The 16,567-nt window shown below is 34.3% G+C and carries 11 protein-coding genes; 1 reads left to right on the forward strand and 10 read right to left on the reverse strand.

All coding sequences use genetic code 11. The features are described 5' to 3' along the window. Nucleotides 1-82: 82 nt before the first annotated feature. The 10 genes from malQ to I6760_RS10630 form a co-directional block, all read right to left on the reverse strand. The gene (gene malQ / locus I6760_RS10585) at nucleotides 83-3,505 is read right to left on the reverse strand and encodes a 4-alpha-glucanotransferase (protein WP_196594392.1); all 3,423 of its coding nucleotides are present in this window, start codon (nucleotides 3,503-3,505) and stop codon (nucleotides 83-85) included. A 24-nt stretch (nucleotides 3,506-3,529) separates the two neighbouring features. After that, nucleotides 3,530-4,981, reverse strand: a complete 1,452-nt coding sequence (gene glgA / locus I6760_RS10590; RefSeq protein WP_196594393.1) for a glycogen synthase GlgA — start codon at nucleotides 4,979-4,981, stop codon at nucleotides 3,530-3,532. Nucleotides 4,982-5,211: 230 nt separating this feature from the next. After that, the gene (gene glgB, locus I6760_RS10595) at nucleotides 5,212-7,224 is read right to left on the reverse strand and encodes a 1,4-alpha-glucan branching protein GlgB (RefSeq protein ID WP_196594394.1); all 2,013 of its coding nucleotides are present in this window, start codon (nucleotides 7,222-7,224) and stop codon (nucleotides 5,212-5,214) included. A 103-nt stretch (nucleotides 7,225-7,327) separates the two neighbouring features. After that, nucleotides 7,328-9,769: a glycogen/starch/alpha-glucan phosphorylase gene (locus I6760_RS10600; RefSeq protein ID WP_196594395.1), complete on the reverse strand. Its 2,442-nt coding sequence runs from the start codon at nucleotides 9,767-9,769 to the stop codon at nucleotides 7,328-7,330. Nucleotides 9,770-9,853: 84 nt separating this feature from the next. Further along, nucleotides 9,854-10,960, reverse strand: coding sequence for a glucose-1-phosphate adenylyltransferase subunit GlgD (gene glgD / locus I6760_RS10605; RefSeq protein WP_196594396.1), 1,107 nt, complete (start codon nucleotides 10,958-10,960; stop codon nucleotides 9,854-9,856). 19 nt (nucleotides 10,961-10,979) lie between these two features. Further along, the gene (locus I6760_RS10610; protein ID WP_196594397.1) at nucleotides 10,980-12,137 is read right to left on the reverse strand and encodes a glucose-1-phosphate adenylyltransferase; all 1,158 of its coding nucleotides are present in this window, start codon (nucleotides 12,135-12,137) and stop codon (nucleotides 10,980-10,982) included. Between the two features lie 89 nt (nucleotides 12,138-12,226). Beyond that, on the reverse strand, nucleotides 12,227-12,373 hold the full coding sequence (locus tag I6760_RS10615; protein ID WP_196594398.1) for a hypothetical protein: 147 nt from the start codon (nucleotides 12,371-12,373) through the stop codon (nucleotides 12,227-12,229). Nucleotides 12,374-12,862: 489 nt separating this feature from the next. Further along, nucleotides 12,863-13,483 (reverse strand): CYTH domain-containing protein, encoded by a 621-nt coding sequence (locus I6760_RS10620; RefSeq protein WP_196594399.1) that lies wholly within the window; start codon nucleotides 13,481-13,483, stop codon nucleotides 12,863-12,865. A gap of 138 nt (nucleotides 13,484-13,621) precedes the next feature. After that, the gene (locus tag I6760_RS10625) at nucleotides 13,622-13,957 is read right to left on the reverse strand and encodes a hypothetical protein (protein ID WP_196594400.1); all 336 of its coding nucleotides are present in this window, start codon (nucleotides 13,955-13,957) and stop codon (nucleotides 13,622-13,624) included. Between the two features lie 67 nt (nucleotides 13,958-14,024). After that, nucleotides 14,025-15,749, reverse strand: coding sequence for an ABC transporter ATP-binding protein/permease (locus I6760_RS10630; RefSeq protein WP_196594401.1), 1,725 nt, complete (start codon nucleotides 15,747-15,749; stop codon nucleotides 14,025-14,027). 105 nt (nucleotides 15,750-15,854) lie between these two features. On the opposite strand from I6760_RS10630, the gene I6760_RS10635 reads away from it, so the two are divergent. Next, nucleotides 15,855-16,517: a hypothetical protein gene (locus I6760_RS10635; protein ID WP_196594402.1), complete on the forward strand. Its 663-nt coding sequence runs from the start codon at nucleotides 15,855-15,857 to the stop codon at nucleotides 16,515-16,517. Nucleotides 16,518-16,567: the final 50 nt, after the last annotated feature.

Below are 16,567 nucleotides of genomic sequence, written 5' to 3' on the forward strand. Positions count from 1 at the left end.
TGTCACATGAATAGTATTGATTTCATAAAAATAGGTACATGTGACAGTCTCGTTTTTTTATACGATAAAAAATTATATTTTATTATCTTTTATATTTACTGGCTAAATTAAATAAAAAATTTGCCGTTTCTCCAGTAAGGGCATTTTTTCCCATCTGCCATAGCCAATTACTGCCAACAGTTCCTGGAGTATTCATTCTCGCCGATGAATCGAGTTTAAACACATCCTGGATAGGAATCATTGCTATACGGGCATTACTGGCATAAGCGTATTCAATAAGAGCTGTACAGATTTTTTCTGGAGTAACAGCAACTTTTAAATGCTCTGCCAGAATGGCTTTGGTTTCAGCAGAAAGCTCATTCTTTATCCAGCCGATAGTAGTATTGTTGTCATGGGTGCCTGTGTAGATAATATTATTGGGGGAACAGACAAAACCTATATTTTTATATTCACTGGGATAAAGTTCAAATTGCAATACTTTCATACCAGGAAAGCCACAGGCTGTTTTTAGTTTTTCTACAGCGGGTGTTATAATTCCTAGATCTTCCGCTATTATAGGAATCTTCCCTAATTGTTTTTCTATTGCCTGGAAAAATTGTATACCGGGACCGGGCAGCCATTTTCCGATACGGGCCGTCGAGGCTGTTCCATCTACAGCCCAGTAAGCAGCAAAACCACGAAAATGATCGAGGCGTATAACGTCAACAATCTCATGCAGAGTACGGAATCTCTCGATCCACCAGTGATAGTTTTCTGCGGCCATTTTATCCCATAAATAGTGGGGATTACCCCATAACTGTCCATTACTGCTGAAATAATCAGGCGGGACACCGGCAATGGTTCTGGGAGAGCCATCATCATTTAAGTTGAATAAATTTTGATGAGCCCATACATCAACACTGTCATGTGAAGGGAAAATGGGCAGATCGCCAATTATTTTAATATTTTTGCTATGGGCGTACAGTTTTAAGTTAGACCATTGTTTAAAAAATATATATTGAACAAATTTAACAAAGTTTATTTGCTGGCTGAATTCATTTGCAATTGTCTGCAAGGTATCTTTGGGATAATGTTTTATGTTATCGGGCCAAGTTATCCATGATGTACCATTGTGATTTTTTTTCAATACACAAAATAAAGCATAGTCATTCAGCCAATATTTTTGCCCATTACAAAACTTTTTATATTCTTCATTAGGAGAAAAATTATTAAAAGCTTTAAACAGCAATGCTTCCTTCTGCCGTCCTATAGCGGCAAAGTCATTCCTTATAAAATTATCTTGTGATGGTATGTCATTTGCTGATAACAAATCATCAGCTACCAGTTCATCGGGGGATATAAGAAGATAGTTACCAGCAAAAACTGATGAGGATTGGTAAGGAGAGTTTTCTATGCCTACAGGATTAAGCGGGAGTATCTGCCAATAATGCTGGCCGGCTTTTTCCAGCCAATCAATAAAATGAAAGGAAGTATTTCCTAAATCTCCTATTCCATAAGGTGAATACAAGGAAGTGGGGTGCATGAGTATGCCGCAGGATGGCTCATAATTATGGCTTTTTTTGACTTGGTGTAAAATAACGGCGGATAAACTGTTGACAGTTATTTTTAACACATTATTTTCTAAATAAACAGGGGATTTTTCTTGCCAAGGATATTCCAGTTGTTCATAAAATAAACCATGCAGATTTATTTCAAGTGCTGCAGCATCGGTGCTGCTTTGGTTTATTATTATTATATAGGCGTCATTATCTGCCGACTGACCAAATACATCTTTGCCCTGGCGTATGCAGCGGGCATAAGCTATTACTGAGTTGGAAGCGTAGAGAAAAAGTATTTCACCAGTACGCAGGGCAATGTTTTCATTTCTTAGTTTGGTGAGTTTCATAAACCAGTTTTTTAGATCGAGGTCAGGTGTATCCCAGTCATAAGGCGCTCGGTTATAGGGATCACGGAATCCCTGCATGCCTATTTCATCGCCATAATAGATAGAGGGGACACCGGGAAAGGTAAGCAGCCATAATGCGGCAAGTTTACTTCTGGCAGCGCCAAGCTGGTAGTGCATATGGTCAAGTTGATAACGAGACTGGACAATGGCGGGCATGCCATCATAAAAGGAAGCTTCACCTAGTTTGGTGATAATACGTTCTACGTCATGGCTGCTTACTAAGTTCATCATAGCATAATAATTTTCCAACGGATAATTTTCTTTTTGACTGGAAAGTTTTTCTATTGTTTTTTCTCCAGGTACATATCCTAGTAGAAAATCAATTATTATTTTGCGCAAGGGATAATTCATTGCAGAATCCATTTCATAACCGCATAGATATTCACGGGGAACGCCATAACTTACCTTATTAGAAGCATCTTCCCATACTTCACCGATCATTATGGCATTGTCATCTAGTTCTTTTAAGGTGCTATAAAATTTGCGGGCGAATCTTTGTGGCAGTTCATCGATTACATCAAGCCGCCAGCCGCTGATACCACTGTTCATCCAGTGCTTAAGAACACTATTTTCACTAGTTATGATGAAATTCATATAAGAATCTGTAGTTTCGTTTACATTAGGTAGAGTATCAAAGCCCCACCAGCTGTCGTACTCATACGGATAATTGCGAAATGTATACCAGTCGTAATATGGAGAGTGTGTTGACTGAAAAGCGCCTATAGAGTTGTAATTATTATAGCGATTAAAGTAAATACTGTCACTGCCGGTATGGCTAAATACACCATCAATGATTATGTGTATTCCCATTTGTTTTGCTTTGGCACACAGTGCAGTAAAATCTTCGTTAGTGCCTAAAATAGGATCTATTTTATGGTAATTGCCAGTATCATAGTGATGGTTGCTGGCTGATTCGAAAACCGGATTCAGATAAATAACGGAAATACCCAATTCTTTTAGGTAAGAAAGTTTTTCCATTATTCCTGCAATATTACCACCAAAAAAATCATAGGAAATGATTTCTTTGGTGTCAACATCTTTATAATAACAAGGCTGATCATGCCAATCAGCATGATAAACGGCATTCTTTTTGGCAATGATTGTATTTCCTTTTCGATAAAAGCGATCAGGAAATATTTGATACATTATAGAATGTTTAAACCATGTAGGAGTGACAGCATCAAAGCGGTAAACCGTGATTTGAAAAGAGGGCGGTACATGCTCATAAATACGTCCTTTACCGCCAAGATGCTCAGGATTATTACCATAAAATAAAATTTTTTCTTTTGTTTTTATGATGAAGTAGTACCATAATAGGCAGCCTTTATGAGGCGTTTTAATATTTACAAAATAATGATTTTTGTTTTCTTCTGCAGGGGAAAGAATAAAAATTTTTTCTCCGTTGTTTTCCTGCCACAAGCGTAAAGAAATGGTTTCTATAGGTGTGTTTATATTTATATCTATTCCTAAATATACAGTGTTGTCTGTTGCAGCAGCTCCTACGGGATGGCGATAATAAGCATTATGTGAGTTATGCAGTAATAAATCCGTATCAGACAAGGAAACACCTTCTTATTTATAATATTAGTCAAGGTACTTTTTAGCAAGATCCTCATAAATCATTTTATATTGCTTTGCTGAACCGGTCCAGCTGTAGTCAGAAGACATAGCGTTTTCGATTATGCGTCGGCGAAGAATAATATCATTGGATTTTTCTAAAGCCCTTTTAATAGAAAATAAAAGTTCATGGGCATTATAATTGTTGAATACGAAGCCATTACCGCTGTTTGTATAGCTGTCGTAAGGAAATACAGTATCACGTAAGCCGCCAACAGCATGAACTATGGGAACACTTCCGTACCGCAGGGCAATCATTTGGCCTATGCCGCATGGTTCATATCTTGAAGGCATTATGAATAAGGATGAAGCAGCATAAATTTGATGGGCCAAGTTTTCATCGAATGAAGTATTAACAGAGACTTTTTTAGGAAAACGCCATTGCAAAGAGCGAAACCATTCTTCGTATTTATAGTCACCAGTCCCAAGTAATACAAATTGAATATCTTCATATTGCAAAAGTTCATCAAGAATTCTTATAAGAAGGTCAATACCCTTGGCTTCGACTAATCTGGAGATAAAAGCTATGACAGGTATTTTTCTGTTAATGGGTAATCCCAGCTTCTGTTGTAAGGCTACTTTATTTTCTATCTTTTTTTCTATGGCATTAGCTATTGTATATTGAAAAAATATATGGGGATCTGTTTCTGGATTGTATTCAGTATAGTCAATGCCGTTTAAAATACCAGTAAGATCTTTGCTGCGCATTTTTAGAATACCATCCAGTTGTTCACCAAAATAAGGGTTTTGTATTTCACTGGCATAGGAATGACTTACAGTAGTGAGGGCATCTGAATAGATAATACCGCCCTTCATAAAGTTGATATTATTGTAAAATTCTAAGTCACCGTTATCAAAGTATTTATTATCCAATCCTAAAACATCTGTTAAAATTCGTTTAGGGAATATTCCCTGATATTTTAAGTTGTGGATAGTATAAACTGTTTTGATATTTTGGTATTTTTCTTTATGCATATAATTCAATTTTAAAAATACACTTACAAGACCTGTCTGCCAGTCATTTAAGTTTATTATGTCTGGCCAGAAATCTATAATTGGCAGCATACTTAATACGGCACGACAGAAGAATGTAAAGCGTTCATCATCATCATCATAGCCATAATAGCCATCACGTTTAAAATAATCTTCGTTATCTATAAAATAAAAGGTAACATTATTATGTTTTAGCGTTTCAATGCCAAAATATTTTTCCCGCCAAGCTATTTTTAGGCTTCCAGAATAAATATTCTTCATATTACTGCGATATTGCTCTGCTATGGTACTGTATTTGGGTATGACAACACGCACATCAATATTTTGTTTTTTTAATTCTTTGGGAAGTGAACCAGCTACATCACCAAGTCCACCGGTTTTTACAAATGGTGATGCTTCCGATGCCACATAAAGAAGTTTTAACATAAGAACAAGCCCCCCTTAATTTTTTGTTGGTACATATTAATAATCATCAATATACAAATTAAATGGTGAAAACAGACTGCTGTTTGGGAAGATAGATAATTTCGTCTGTTTTTCATTATGCAGGTTAGAATAAAGAATAAAAACTGGTTTATAAAAAATCCATATAAATTTTTCTGGACACTTTTTATGAATGGATGAAAAATCATTAATATTTAATAGTACAAGATGAATTATTTATTTTTACTATATTTTTCCAGCTGTTTTTTTATCTTAGCTATTTTCCTTTTATTATTGCCATGCAGTTTTTTACAAGTAGTAATATTACTGGCAGCAGATTGCGTTTTTATAGTAGCTAGACGAAGATAAATGGCAGCTAATGGCGGAATTGTCAATAGTAATGACTGCTGTTGATTATTCCAAGGTTGTGAGGTGGTTTGTATACTTTCTGGATTAGCAACGCCAGAGCCGCCAAATTTTGTAGCATCACTATTAAATACTTCTTTGTAAGTTCCTTTGATGGGAACACCAAGTCGGTAACCATAATGCACTTCTGGAGTGAAGTTACAGATAATTATAATGAAATCATCAGTATCTGTTGCTTTTCGCATAAAAGCAATAATACTGTTTTGGTTGTCATCACAACTAAGCCATAGGAAGCCGTTCCAATCAAAATCTACTTGCCATAAGGCTGGTGAGTTGACATAAAATTCATTGAGACATTGGGAATAATAAAGCATTTTATGGTGCATTGGATATTTTTCTGTAAGATGCCAGTCAAGACTGTCATCATATTTCCATTCAATAAATTGCCCAAATTCGCCACCCATAAATAGAAGTTTTTTGCCTGGATGTGCCATCCAATAAGCGAAGAATAGACGCAGACCAGCAAATTTTTGCCAATAATCTCCTGGCATTTTTTCTATGAGAGAACATTTTCCGTGTACTACTTCATCATGTGATAATGGGAGTACAAAGTTTTCGGAGAAAGCATACATTAATGAAAATGTTATTTTATCATGATTCCATTTTCGATAAATAGGATCAAGACTAATATATCTAAGCATATCATTCATCCAGCCCATATTCCATTTGTAATTAAAACCCATGCCTCCCATATAAACAGGTTTGCTGATCAAGGGCCAGGACGTGGATTCCTCTGCTATCATCAATGCATGAGGATAGTATTTAAAAACAGCCTGATTGAGCTTTTTTATAAAATCCATAGCTTCTAAGTTGCCATTATCACCATATTTATTTGGTTCCCAATCGCCGTCTTGCCGTTCATAGTCAAGGTACAGCATGTTGGCAACGGCATCAATACGCAAGCCGTCTATATGATATTCATTCAGCCAAAAAATAGCATTTGATATTAAAAAGCTGTGTACCTCTGTACGTCCGTAATCGAAGTTGGTGGTACCCCACTGCTTGTTTTCACGACGTTTTTCGTTATCCGACTCGTATAGAGTCTGACCATCGAAACGACGCAATCCGTGAGCATCATTGCAGTAATGTCCAGGAGCCCAATCCATGATGATACCAATATTATTTTGGTGGGCTGTATCTATTAGATAACGAAAATCGTCAGGGGTACCATAGCGGCTGGTTGCCGCATAGTAACCAGTAGCCTGATAGCCCCATGAACCATCAAACGGATGTTCATATAATGGGAGAAATTCAATATGGGTATAATGCATTTTTTTTACATAGCTGATTAATACATCTGCAGCATCGCGGTAGGAGAGGTATTCTCCTGACAAGGTGCGGCGCCATGAGCCTAAATGAACTTCATAAATTAGCATGGGATAATCATAGGAAGCTCTTTTGTTTTTTAAGTTCTGCCATGCTTCATCATGCCAAATATATTTGGACATATTGTAAATACGCGATGCCGTCTTAGGCTTTTTTTCTGCATAAAAGGCATAGGGATCTGCTTTATAGATGAGATTTTTACTGTTTTGCGGTAGAATGGCATATTTGTATAGTTCACCTTCCTGCAAATGGGGAATAAATGCAACCCATATTTCACCGTCATTTATTTTTTTCATAGGATTTGCGGTACTATCCCAGTTATTAAAATCTCCCACAACGCTTACTGCTGCTGCATGTGGAGCCCAGAGAGTAAAACGTATACCGCTTACATCATTTTCTTTTGTAAAATGAGCGCCAAAGATTCCATATGAATAATAGTTAGTACCCTGATGATATAAATATATATCGTACGGTTTCAATTTTGAAGTTATCATAGCTGTCTCCATTTTCTATAACATAAATAATTCATCCATTAAATAAAATATAAATAAAATTTTTGTTATGATTGGGTATGACGAGAACATAATAGAGAGTGTATTATAATTTTATTGTATGCATATGCCATATTTCTTTAGCATATTCCATAATGGTTCTGTCACTAGAAAATATTCCCGAATGGGCTATGTTTATAAGGCTGGACATTTGCCATTCATGGGCATTGTTATATTTTTGTTGAATTTTCTGATGGGCTTGGCAGTAAGAAGGGAAGTCTTTAAAGACAAAATATTCATCATTGCTGCCAAATAGATAATTATATAAATCGCGGAAATCACCATTGCCCACAAATTCACCTGACAATAATTGGTCAACAACATGGTGCAAATCAGGATTATTATTATATTCATCCCAAGCCGAATAATGACCGTTTTGATAATAGGATAATATTTCATTGGCATTAAGCCCGAAAATAACACAATTATCCGAGCCTACGGCGTCATGAATTTCTACATTTGCTCCATCAAGAGTCCCTAAAGTTATGGCACCGTTCATCATAAACTTCATATTGCTTGTGCCGGAAGCCTCTTTACCAGCTGTTGATATCTGTTCACTAACATTAGCAGCAGGAAATAATTTTTCGGCGAGTGATATGCCATAATTTTCCAAAAAAACAATTTTTAGTTTTTTATTAACTTTTTCATTGGCATTTACTATCTCGGCAACAGTGTTTATAAGACGGATAGTTTCTTTGGCGATATGGTAACTTGGAGCGGCTTTTCCCCCAAAAATAAAAGTGTGAGGAATCATTTCTAGTTCGGGATTTTCACATAATTTATTATAGAGATACATTAAGTGAAAAATATTCATTATTTGACGCTTATATGAATGAATACGTTTTATCTGTATATCAAATATGGATAATGGATCTATTATTATACCGTTCTTATTTTTTATTAATTCAGCTAATTTTTGTTTATGACCTTGTTTGACCTGACTGAGTTTTTCTAAGGCTGCTGGGTCTTCTTTGTATTGGAGAAGTTTTATCAAGTGACTGGGATGGGTGCGCCATTTATCTGTGATTAAATCATCTATTAATGATGATAGTTGAGGATTGGAAGCCATCAGCCAGCGTCTGTGTGTTATACCATTGGTTTTATTATTGAATTTATTAGGATAGTAATCGCTGAATTGTTTCATACTGTAATTTTTTAGAATATCTGAATGGATTTTTGCTACACCATTAACACTGTGACTTCCTACAATAGCAAGACGAGCCATATGAACAAGACCGTCTTGTAAGATGGAAAAGCTATGGATAATTTCTTCATTTTGGGGATATCTCTGGCGTACATTGATAAGAAAACGGCGATTAATTTCTTGAATGATCAAATAAATGCGCGGCAATAGTGATTTAAACATATCTGTTGACCATGTTTCTAGAGCTTCAGGCATGATAGTATGGTTAGTGTAAGCTACAGTCCGTATTGTAATATCCCAAGCTTGCTCCCATGAGAAACCTTCTTCATCTAAAAAAATCCTCATTAATTCAGGAATAGCCATTGCTGGATGAGTATCATTTATATGAATGGCAACTTTTTCCGAAAACTGGGCTAAGGGTAAATTAGATTTTTTATAATGACGAATGATGCTTTGTACACCGGCAGATACGAGAAAATATTCCTGGGTAAGCCGGAGTTGTTTTCCTTTTTGTGAGCTATCATCCGGGTATAGACAGTTAGTAATTGCTTTTAATTGGTATTGTGATTTTAGTTTTTCTTGCAGCTGTTCATGGGTCAAAGCACCGCTTTCGGCAAAATTTTCACTTACTTCGGCATTCCATAAACGTAATGTATTTACAATGCCGTTATGGTAACCAACAATAGGCACATCATATGGAACAGCGGATACAGTAGTATAATTTTCGTAAATTGGTTTTAGATTACCATCAGGCATAGATTTCATATAAGCATTTCCTGAAAATTTAACAATGATTTCTTTTTCGGTTTTTCTGTATTCCCAGGCAAAGCCGTTTTTTAGCCAATTATCAGGTATTTCCACCTGATTCCTATTTATTATTTTTTGCTCAAATAAACCATATTGGTAGCGAATGCTACAGCCATGGCCGGCTATTCCTAAAGAGGCCATGGAATCAATAAAACATGCTGCCAGACGCCCTAAACCACCGTTACCAAGGCCAGCATCTGGTTCTTCTTCAAATAAGTCATCAAGATTGATTCCCAGGTCATGCATGGCGGAATAACATATATCCCCAATATTTAAGTTCATTATATTACAGTTTAATAGTCGCCCTAAAAGAAATTCTATTGAAAAATAGTAAACTTGTTTTTCTTGGTGTTCACTATAATATTTATTGGTCTGAATCCAATTATCACTGATATATTGTCTGATAGTACTTACCAGAGCTTGATATAAATTTTCTTTGGTAAGTTCTTCCATATCGCGGCCGAACATTATACTGGCTGTTTGTAAAAACAAATGTTCAAATTTGTTTTTTTCTTCCAAAGCCTTGTTTGTCAACATGCTGGTAACACCCTCTCACTTTTAATATGAATTTAAAATTGAAGGCTATCTATATTGCTATATAGCAATATAGGCAGCCTATTGTTAAATTACAGTATTTTTTTCTATAACAAATGGATAATTTTTAGCCCCTTTAAGCCATTTTTGTGAATTTATAATAACATTTTTGTCACAAATAACATTTTCAATAAGTGAATTTTCTTTTATTTCACAGCCAGGCATGATAATGCTGTTTTTTATTGTGGCTCCCCTTTCAATTTTAACATTGCGGAATAAAATACTATTGTCAACACTGCCTTCTATAGAACAGCCATTTGATATAAGAGAATTATGAACTTTGGCTTGTGTTTTATATTGGGCCGGTACATCATCTTTGACCATCGTATATATAGGAGAGTTTTCCAAAAAAAGTTTTTGCCAGATTTTAGGGTCTAATAATTGCATACTGGCTTTATAGTAATCAATTATGGAATTTACTGTGGATACGTAACCGGTATATTGATAACCGTAAATATTGTATTTATCTTGCACGCGCATTATACCATCTGCAAGAAAATCAGTGCCACCTCGTTCATAGGAATATCTAATTATATCGACAAAAGTCTTGAGGGACATGAGGCATACTCCCATAGATATATTGGATCCCTTGTAGGCTACGTGGCGGCTGGCAATATCTGTCAGCAGACCGTTGTCCTTGGTTTGTATGACAGTGCAGGGAGCAGCCGTTTCATTACTATTTGTGTAGTAAATCATTGTTATAGCTGCACCAGTGTTTTGATGGAAACGCAATACGTTATTAAAATCCATATTAAATACGGTATGGCTACTGGACAATAATACATAATCCTGACCGCTGTGTTCTATAAAGTCAATATTTTGATAAAGTGTTCTTAATTCAGATTGAGAATTATTGTTTTTGTCATATCTGGGAGGAAGATAAAATAAGCCTTCATGGCGTCGTGCTAAATCCCAATCTTTGCCAGAGCGTATATGATTGAGAACGGAGTTTGATTTATTTGGTAGAAGAATGCCAACATTTATAATACCTGAATTTACCATGTTGGATAAAATAAAATCAATGAGTCTATAGCGCCCGGCAAATGGAATGGTAGCTATAGGACGTTCTCTGGTTATTTCTCTTATAAGACTATTATCTTCTTGCAAATTTATTAAGCCTAAAACATGATTCATATTTATTCCCCCTGTCGTTTTATCCCACTTGTTTGTTGCCGTTATCAACAGGTGTTATAATTTCTCCCTCAGGAATAACAGCGATAGAGTTATCATCTGACATTACCTGAGCATTTTTGGTGATTTCACAATTTTGGGCTATAATGGCCTTTTCGATAACTGCATTTTCACCGATCACACTAAAAGGCATTACAACAGAATTATTGACCTTGGCACCGGCACCTATTTTAACACCGGAAAAAATTACTGAATTTTTTACACTGCCTTCTACTATAGCACCGGAACTTATTAATGAATTTTTTACATTGGCAGTTTTACCTATAAAATGTGGTGGCAGGGCATGATTGGAAGAATATATGCGCCACGCACCTCCCAAGTCAAATGAAGGGTTGTCCTTTAATAAATCCATATTTGCCTGCCATAGGCTTTCGATAGTGCCTACATCTTTCCAATAACCATCAAATGAATAGGAAAATAAGCGTACATTGCTAGAAAGCATTTTGGGAATGATGTTTTTACCAAAATCATGGGAGGAAACGCTGTCAATGGAATCTTCTTCTAGGTAGTGCTTCAAAAGTTTCCAGTTAAAAATGTATATGCCCATTGAAGCCAAATTACTTTGGGGATGTTGAGGCTTTTCTTCAAAAGCAACTATCCTACCGTCTTTGTCTGTTGTCATTATGCCAAAACGAGAGGCTTCCTTTATGGGAACTTTTATTACACTTATAGTGGCTTCAGCTTTATTCATTTTATGTTCTTCCAGCATCCAGGAATAATCCATTGTATAAATATGGTCACCGGAAAGAATCAATACATAGTCAGGATCATAGGTTTCAATGAAATTAATATTTTGATAAATCGCATCAGCAGTACCCTTGTACCAATCTGCTCCCTTTTCTCTGGCATAAGGCGGTAATATATATACACCACCATTTTTCCTATCTAAATTCCATGTTTCTCCTGTGCCAAGATATGTATGCAGCTCTAAGGGTTTATATTGGGTTAGTACGCCTACTGTTTCAATACCAGAATTTGCGCAGTTACTTAAAGGAAAATCAATTATCCGATATTTACCGCCAAATGGTACAGCCGGTTTAGCTATCTTTTTGGTTAAGCAGCCTAAGCGGCTTCCTTGGCCTCCTGCTAAAATCATTGCTAAACATTCTATCTTTTTCATAAAAATTCCTCCTCAGCACGATTAAATTTCCCACTAAAAGTGAATTGCTATAATATAAATGCTAGATTATTATGCTATTGAGAAAACATTTATTGGTTAAAAACTTGTTTCATAAAATTAATATAACTGTTAGCTAATGCAGTAAGATTTATATTAACAGTGGATGCATCAGCAGGAGTCAGTTTTATAATACGAATGTTTTCATAATATATAATAATAGTACCATCGGTATTCATTAAATAATAACCGGGGTTGTAGTTTTTCTGTTGCGATGTAGTATAAGGGTTTCCGGTGAGAAAATAGGCTCGTTCAAGTGCATTAAACCATCTGCTGTGTTTGGTATCAAAGGTGAATGATGGTTGTTTTTATAAGTATAAATAGCTCTATTATCTTTCGCTATGGAAAATTTTATATTCTTTTTCGACTTGAATGGCAGCATTCTTACTAATAAAAATATCTTGAATGGGGGAAATTATTCCGGCATAAGTAATAGTTGAAAAAACGAGCATTGATATAAATAAGGCTAATATAATGAATAGATTATAAAATTGGTTTCCCCATTTTTATAATTAACTCCAAATAATTATTTTTTAAATGGCTGTAATTAATTTATGATTATAGAATGCTACGATACTATATGATATAGTTTGATTTTATTTTATATTGACACATTTCTGTATTTAAGGCGATAAATCCTGCTGAATTGCAGATAAATTTAAATAAAATCAGTAATTAAAAGATTTTCTAATTATTTTTATGCCACGGTAAAATTTACTTTCTTTAGAAATTTTTAGTCCTAGTTTTGCTTTTATAAGTTCAGTGAGAGAAATAAGATCTTTTTTATATCCCTTTTTTAATTCTAGTTCAAGTTCACATATAGGTAGCTGTTTATCAGCAGCATAAATAAAACCGATATCTATGGCCAATTCTATTTTTGTACCGTTAAAAAATAGAATTGATTTTTGCCGACAAAAGTTATTTGTGACTATTGGCTGGAATGTTTTTAAAAGAAGAGTATCTGCCATAGTAGGGAAATTATTGATAAAAGGACTTATATCAGGAGTGATAGAAGAAACTTTATGGTTAATTTCCAAACGGTCAGTCAGAAAAGTATTTGAATTGTTTTTTCCTTTTATAGTTGCGATATAATTGTTATTTTCTCGGCGGACTCTATAGGTGAGATTATGTTTAAATAAGAACATATCTGTAGTATCATAGTAATATGCGGACATGTGGAGTATTTGTTTTTTACCCAGCATGTATAATGATGAGGTGAATTTTTTGATGCGAAATATATCAGTTTCATTTAAGGAAAATTTTACTTCTACTTCTGTATTATTTTTCATAGGTGTGCTCCTCCATTATTTTATATAGTAATATCTTTTAATCATGTTAATGGTAAAAGATACTTATTGTTTACAAAGTTGACAAAGAAATAGCCAGCCAAGGTGATGAGCCATGACTGACTATTATAAAAAATATATTCATATTAACATTAATATTATAGAACCGATGAACAATGTCATACTTAAGGATTTTAGCATGGAACGCAAAAATACTGCATGACTTTTGCTGAACTTGTGGGTGTAATACTGCATTATCCATATAAGAAAAGCTATACTGAAAAAGCATGCAGGAATATCAAATGATATTATGCTATAAATAAATACAATCATGGCAATGAATAAAGCTGTAAATTGTCCTCTACTGAGTTGTTTTGTATTTTTTGATAAAATTGGTCTATTAGCATGTTTTCCACATTTATCATAAGCTTTTTCTGCTTCAATGAAATCTTTCTGCGAAAAGTTTTTATATATCATGAAAATCCCTCATTATAAATATATGATGTTTGGAGTTTTATCTGGTAAGAATGATATAAATACCAAATTATGCTTGATTAACCAAAGATAAATCATATGTAGTATTGTCATTTATGGTAAGTTTATATTTATGAAATTTCATAAGTGTAGAGCGATGTCCTATGCTTATTATTGTAATATAAGGTATATTTTTTTTCAACATTACATATAGATATTCTTCTATATGTTCATCAAGAGCTGAGGTAGACTCATCCATAAAGACCCAGTAGGGTCTTTTTATGAGAATACGGGCAAAAGCCAATTTTTGTTGTTCACCTAATGACAGTATCTTACTCCAATTATTCAATGAATCTAATTTGGCAATAAATTTATCTAATTTGCACATAGAAAGAATAGTGGATAGATCTTTGTCAATATTTATCCGCGGTTGTATCTGCGGATAATATAATGCCTGACGCAGTGTTCCCAAGGGAATATATGGTTTTTGCGGTAAAAACAGAATTTCATTTTGCTTAGGTATATATAATTTCCCACTGCAAAAAGGCCATATTTGAGCCAACGTGCGTAGTAAAGTGCTTTTACCAGAACCAGAAGGTCCGGTGATTATTAAACTTTCCTGTGCATTGAGCGTTAGATTCAAATCCTTGATAACAGGTTTTCCATCAGGCAGGAATATGGAAAGTTCTTTCGCTGATAAAGCATTTGCAGGAATAGTAGTTACTGCTGAATTTATTTGGGCAGTTTGCTCCATTTTCTGGTTAAAAGAATGTAGACGACGAATTACAGACAACCATTGAGCTATGTCAGTATAGGAGTTGACCAGATATGATAATGAGTCCTGTATTCTGCCGAACACGCTCAGAACTTGTATAAACCAGCCCAATGGTAGTGTTTCATTGAAATAACGGGGAGCTGCAATAAGCATAGGAATGATAATGGCTAATTGGGAATAACTGACAGTCATGCCAGTTAGTATTTTTTGCCGATTCATAATACTTTTGAAATTGTATATTATATTTTTAAACCGTAGCATAAAACTGTTATTTTCAGAATTTTCTCCTTTATAAAAGGCAATACATTCACTATTTTCCAAAACACGAATTAATGAAAAACGAAAATCAGCTTCCAGTTTTTGCTGGTTAAAATTTAAATTTATTAACTGATGACCTACTTTATGAGTGATAAATGTTCCAATAATAGAATAAATAAGTGTTACCCATACCATGAAACCAGAGATTGAGATGTTATGACCATTTAAAGAAAAAGTAACCGTACCGGAAAGAAGCCAGAGCAGTCCAACAAAGGATAAGAAAATTGTTATTTGCTTGAATAACCCAATACCAAGGCTCAAAGTCAGTGATACAAATAAATTTATATCTTCTTGAATACGTTGGTCAGGATTATCAGGAGAAGCTTCATCGGTCTGTAGTCTGTAATAAACTTGTTTATACATCCATTTTGACAGATAGTTTTTAGTCAGCCATGTACGCCATTTTATTTGGAGCATTTGTTGCAAATAAAGTGAATAAACAGCTAAAAATATCAAAAGAAAAGCTATTATACTAAATTTTCCTATTGAATGAAAAAATTTATCATAAGAATAGTTTTGCATGATGGTATAAAATTCATTATACCAGTCAGTTATTTTTATCATTAGATATACAGAAGTTAAATTTAATACTATCACTATGGAAAGCAAACCACGCGCCTGCCATTTTTCTTCTGACTGCCAGTATCCTTTGAATAAATCGGTAAAGATATTTAATGCTTCTTTTATGTTATGTATTTTCATATTATATCCTCTTTATACCTTGAATTTCAACATAATTAAAAGTATAATTAAAAAATAAGTGTATTGCAATCATAATATTATAAATTGCTGATTTAGGAGTTGAAAATGAACTTTGATTTTTTATTGGCGGGGATAATTTTATTTGTGATAATTCTCATATATGCTGGTTATTTTTATCTTCCCCAGAGACGGGTTTTTTACATATTTTGTGCAATTATAATTGTTAGTGTAGTTTCTACTATTGGATTTTGGCACATTTACCAGCGGGGAACTGGTATGACGGAGAAACAGAAAATGCAGATTCTAAGTGAGCAGCCTTTTTTTGTGACATGGTATGAAGCGTACAAACAGGATGTTGAAAAAATAGATCGCATTTGGGCACAATATAATAATATTATCAGTGATTTTCAACAAGATAAAATATCAGTATCAGTGATGCGCAGTAAAATGGTTAAAGTTGAAAATGAATCTAACTTATTAGTAAAAAAAATGGGAATTAGTTTGCCGCCTAAAGAATTATCAGATAAAAATTATAGAATCAGCTATGACATTTTAGAAAAAACACGTCATTATTTGGGAAAGCAAAATAAAATAATAAAACGAACAGTTGATATTATTAATGAAAAGGGATTCACGAGGGAAGCACATGATGTGCAATATAAAAAGATTGATAATATGCGCATTTTATATGCACCGGTGAATCTTTATATTGCTTCAGATATTTCGCAAATACGTGACGATCTGAGTTTATCAGCTTGGCAAAACTGAAAGATGGATAGAAACCTCATGATTTTATAGAAATTATATAAGAATGTTAA

Origin of the sequence: Pectinatus sottacetonis (assembly GCF_015732155.1) — a bacterium.
GTDB lineage: Bacteria > Bacillota > Negativicutes > Selenomonadales > Selenomonadaceae > Pectinatus > Pectinatus sottacetonis.

Excerpts from the sequence above, each read along its gene's own strand:
- glgB (WP_196594394.1), bottom strand. The coding sequence starts at position 7,224 with ATGATAACTTCAAAATTGAAACCGTACGATATATATTTATATCATCAG.
- I6760_RS10635 (WP_196594402.1), top strand. The coding sequence starts at position 15,855 with ATGAACTTTGATTTTTTATTGGCGGGGATAATTTTATTTGTGATAATT.
- I6760_RS10615 (WP_196594398.1), bottom strand. The coding sequence starts at position 12,373 with ATGAATACCGATGGTACTATTATTATATATTATGAAAACATTCGTATT.
- glgD (WP_196594396.1), bottom strand. The coding sequence starts at position 10,960 with ATGAATCATGTTTTAGGCTTAATAAATTTGCAAGAAGATAATAGTCTT.
- I6760_RS10600 (WP_196594395.1), bottom strand. The coding sequence starts at position 9,769 with ATGTTGACAAACAAGGCTTTGGAAGAAAAAAACAAATTTGAACATTTG.
- I6760_RS10620 (WP_196594399.1), bottom strand. The coding sequence starts at position 13,483 with ATGAAAAATAATACAGAAGTAGAAGTAAAATTTTCCTTAAATGAAACT.
- I6760_RS10630 (WP_196594401.1), bottom strand. The coding sequence starts at position 15,749 with ATGAAAATACATAACATAAAAGAAGCATTAAATATCTTTACCGATTTA.
- I6760_RS10610 (WP_196594397.1), bottom strand. The coding sequence starts at position 12,137 with ATGAAAAAGATAGAATGTTTAGCAATGATTTTAGCAGGAGGCCAAGGA.
- I6760_RS10625 (WP_196594400.1), bottom strand. The coding sequence starts at position 13,957 with ATGATATATAAAAACTTTTCGCAGAAAGATTTCATTGAAGCAGAAAAA.
- glgA (WP_196594393.1), bottom strand. The coding sequence starts at position 4,981 with ATGTTAAAACTTCTTTATGTGGCATCGGAAGCATCACCATTTGTAAAA.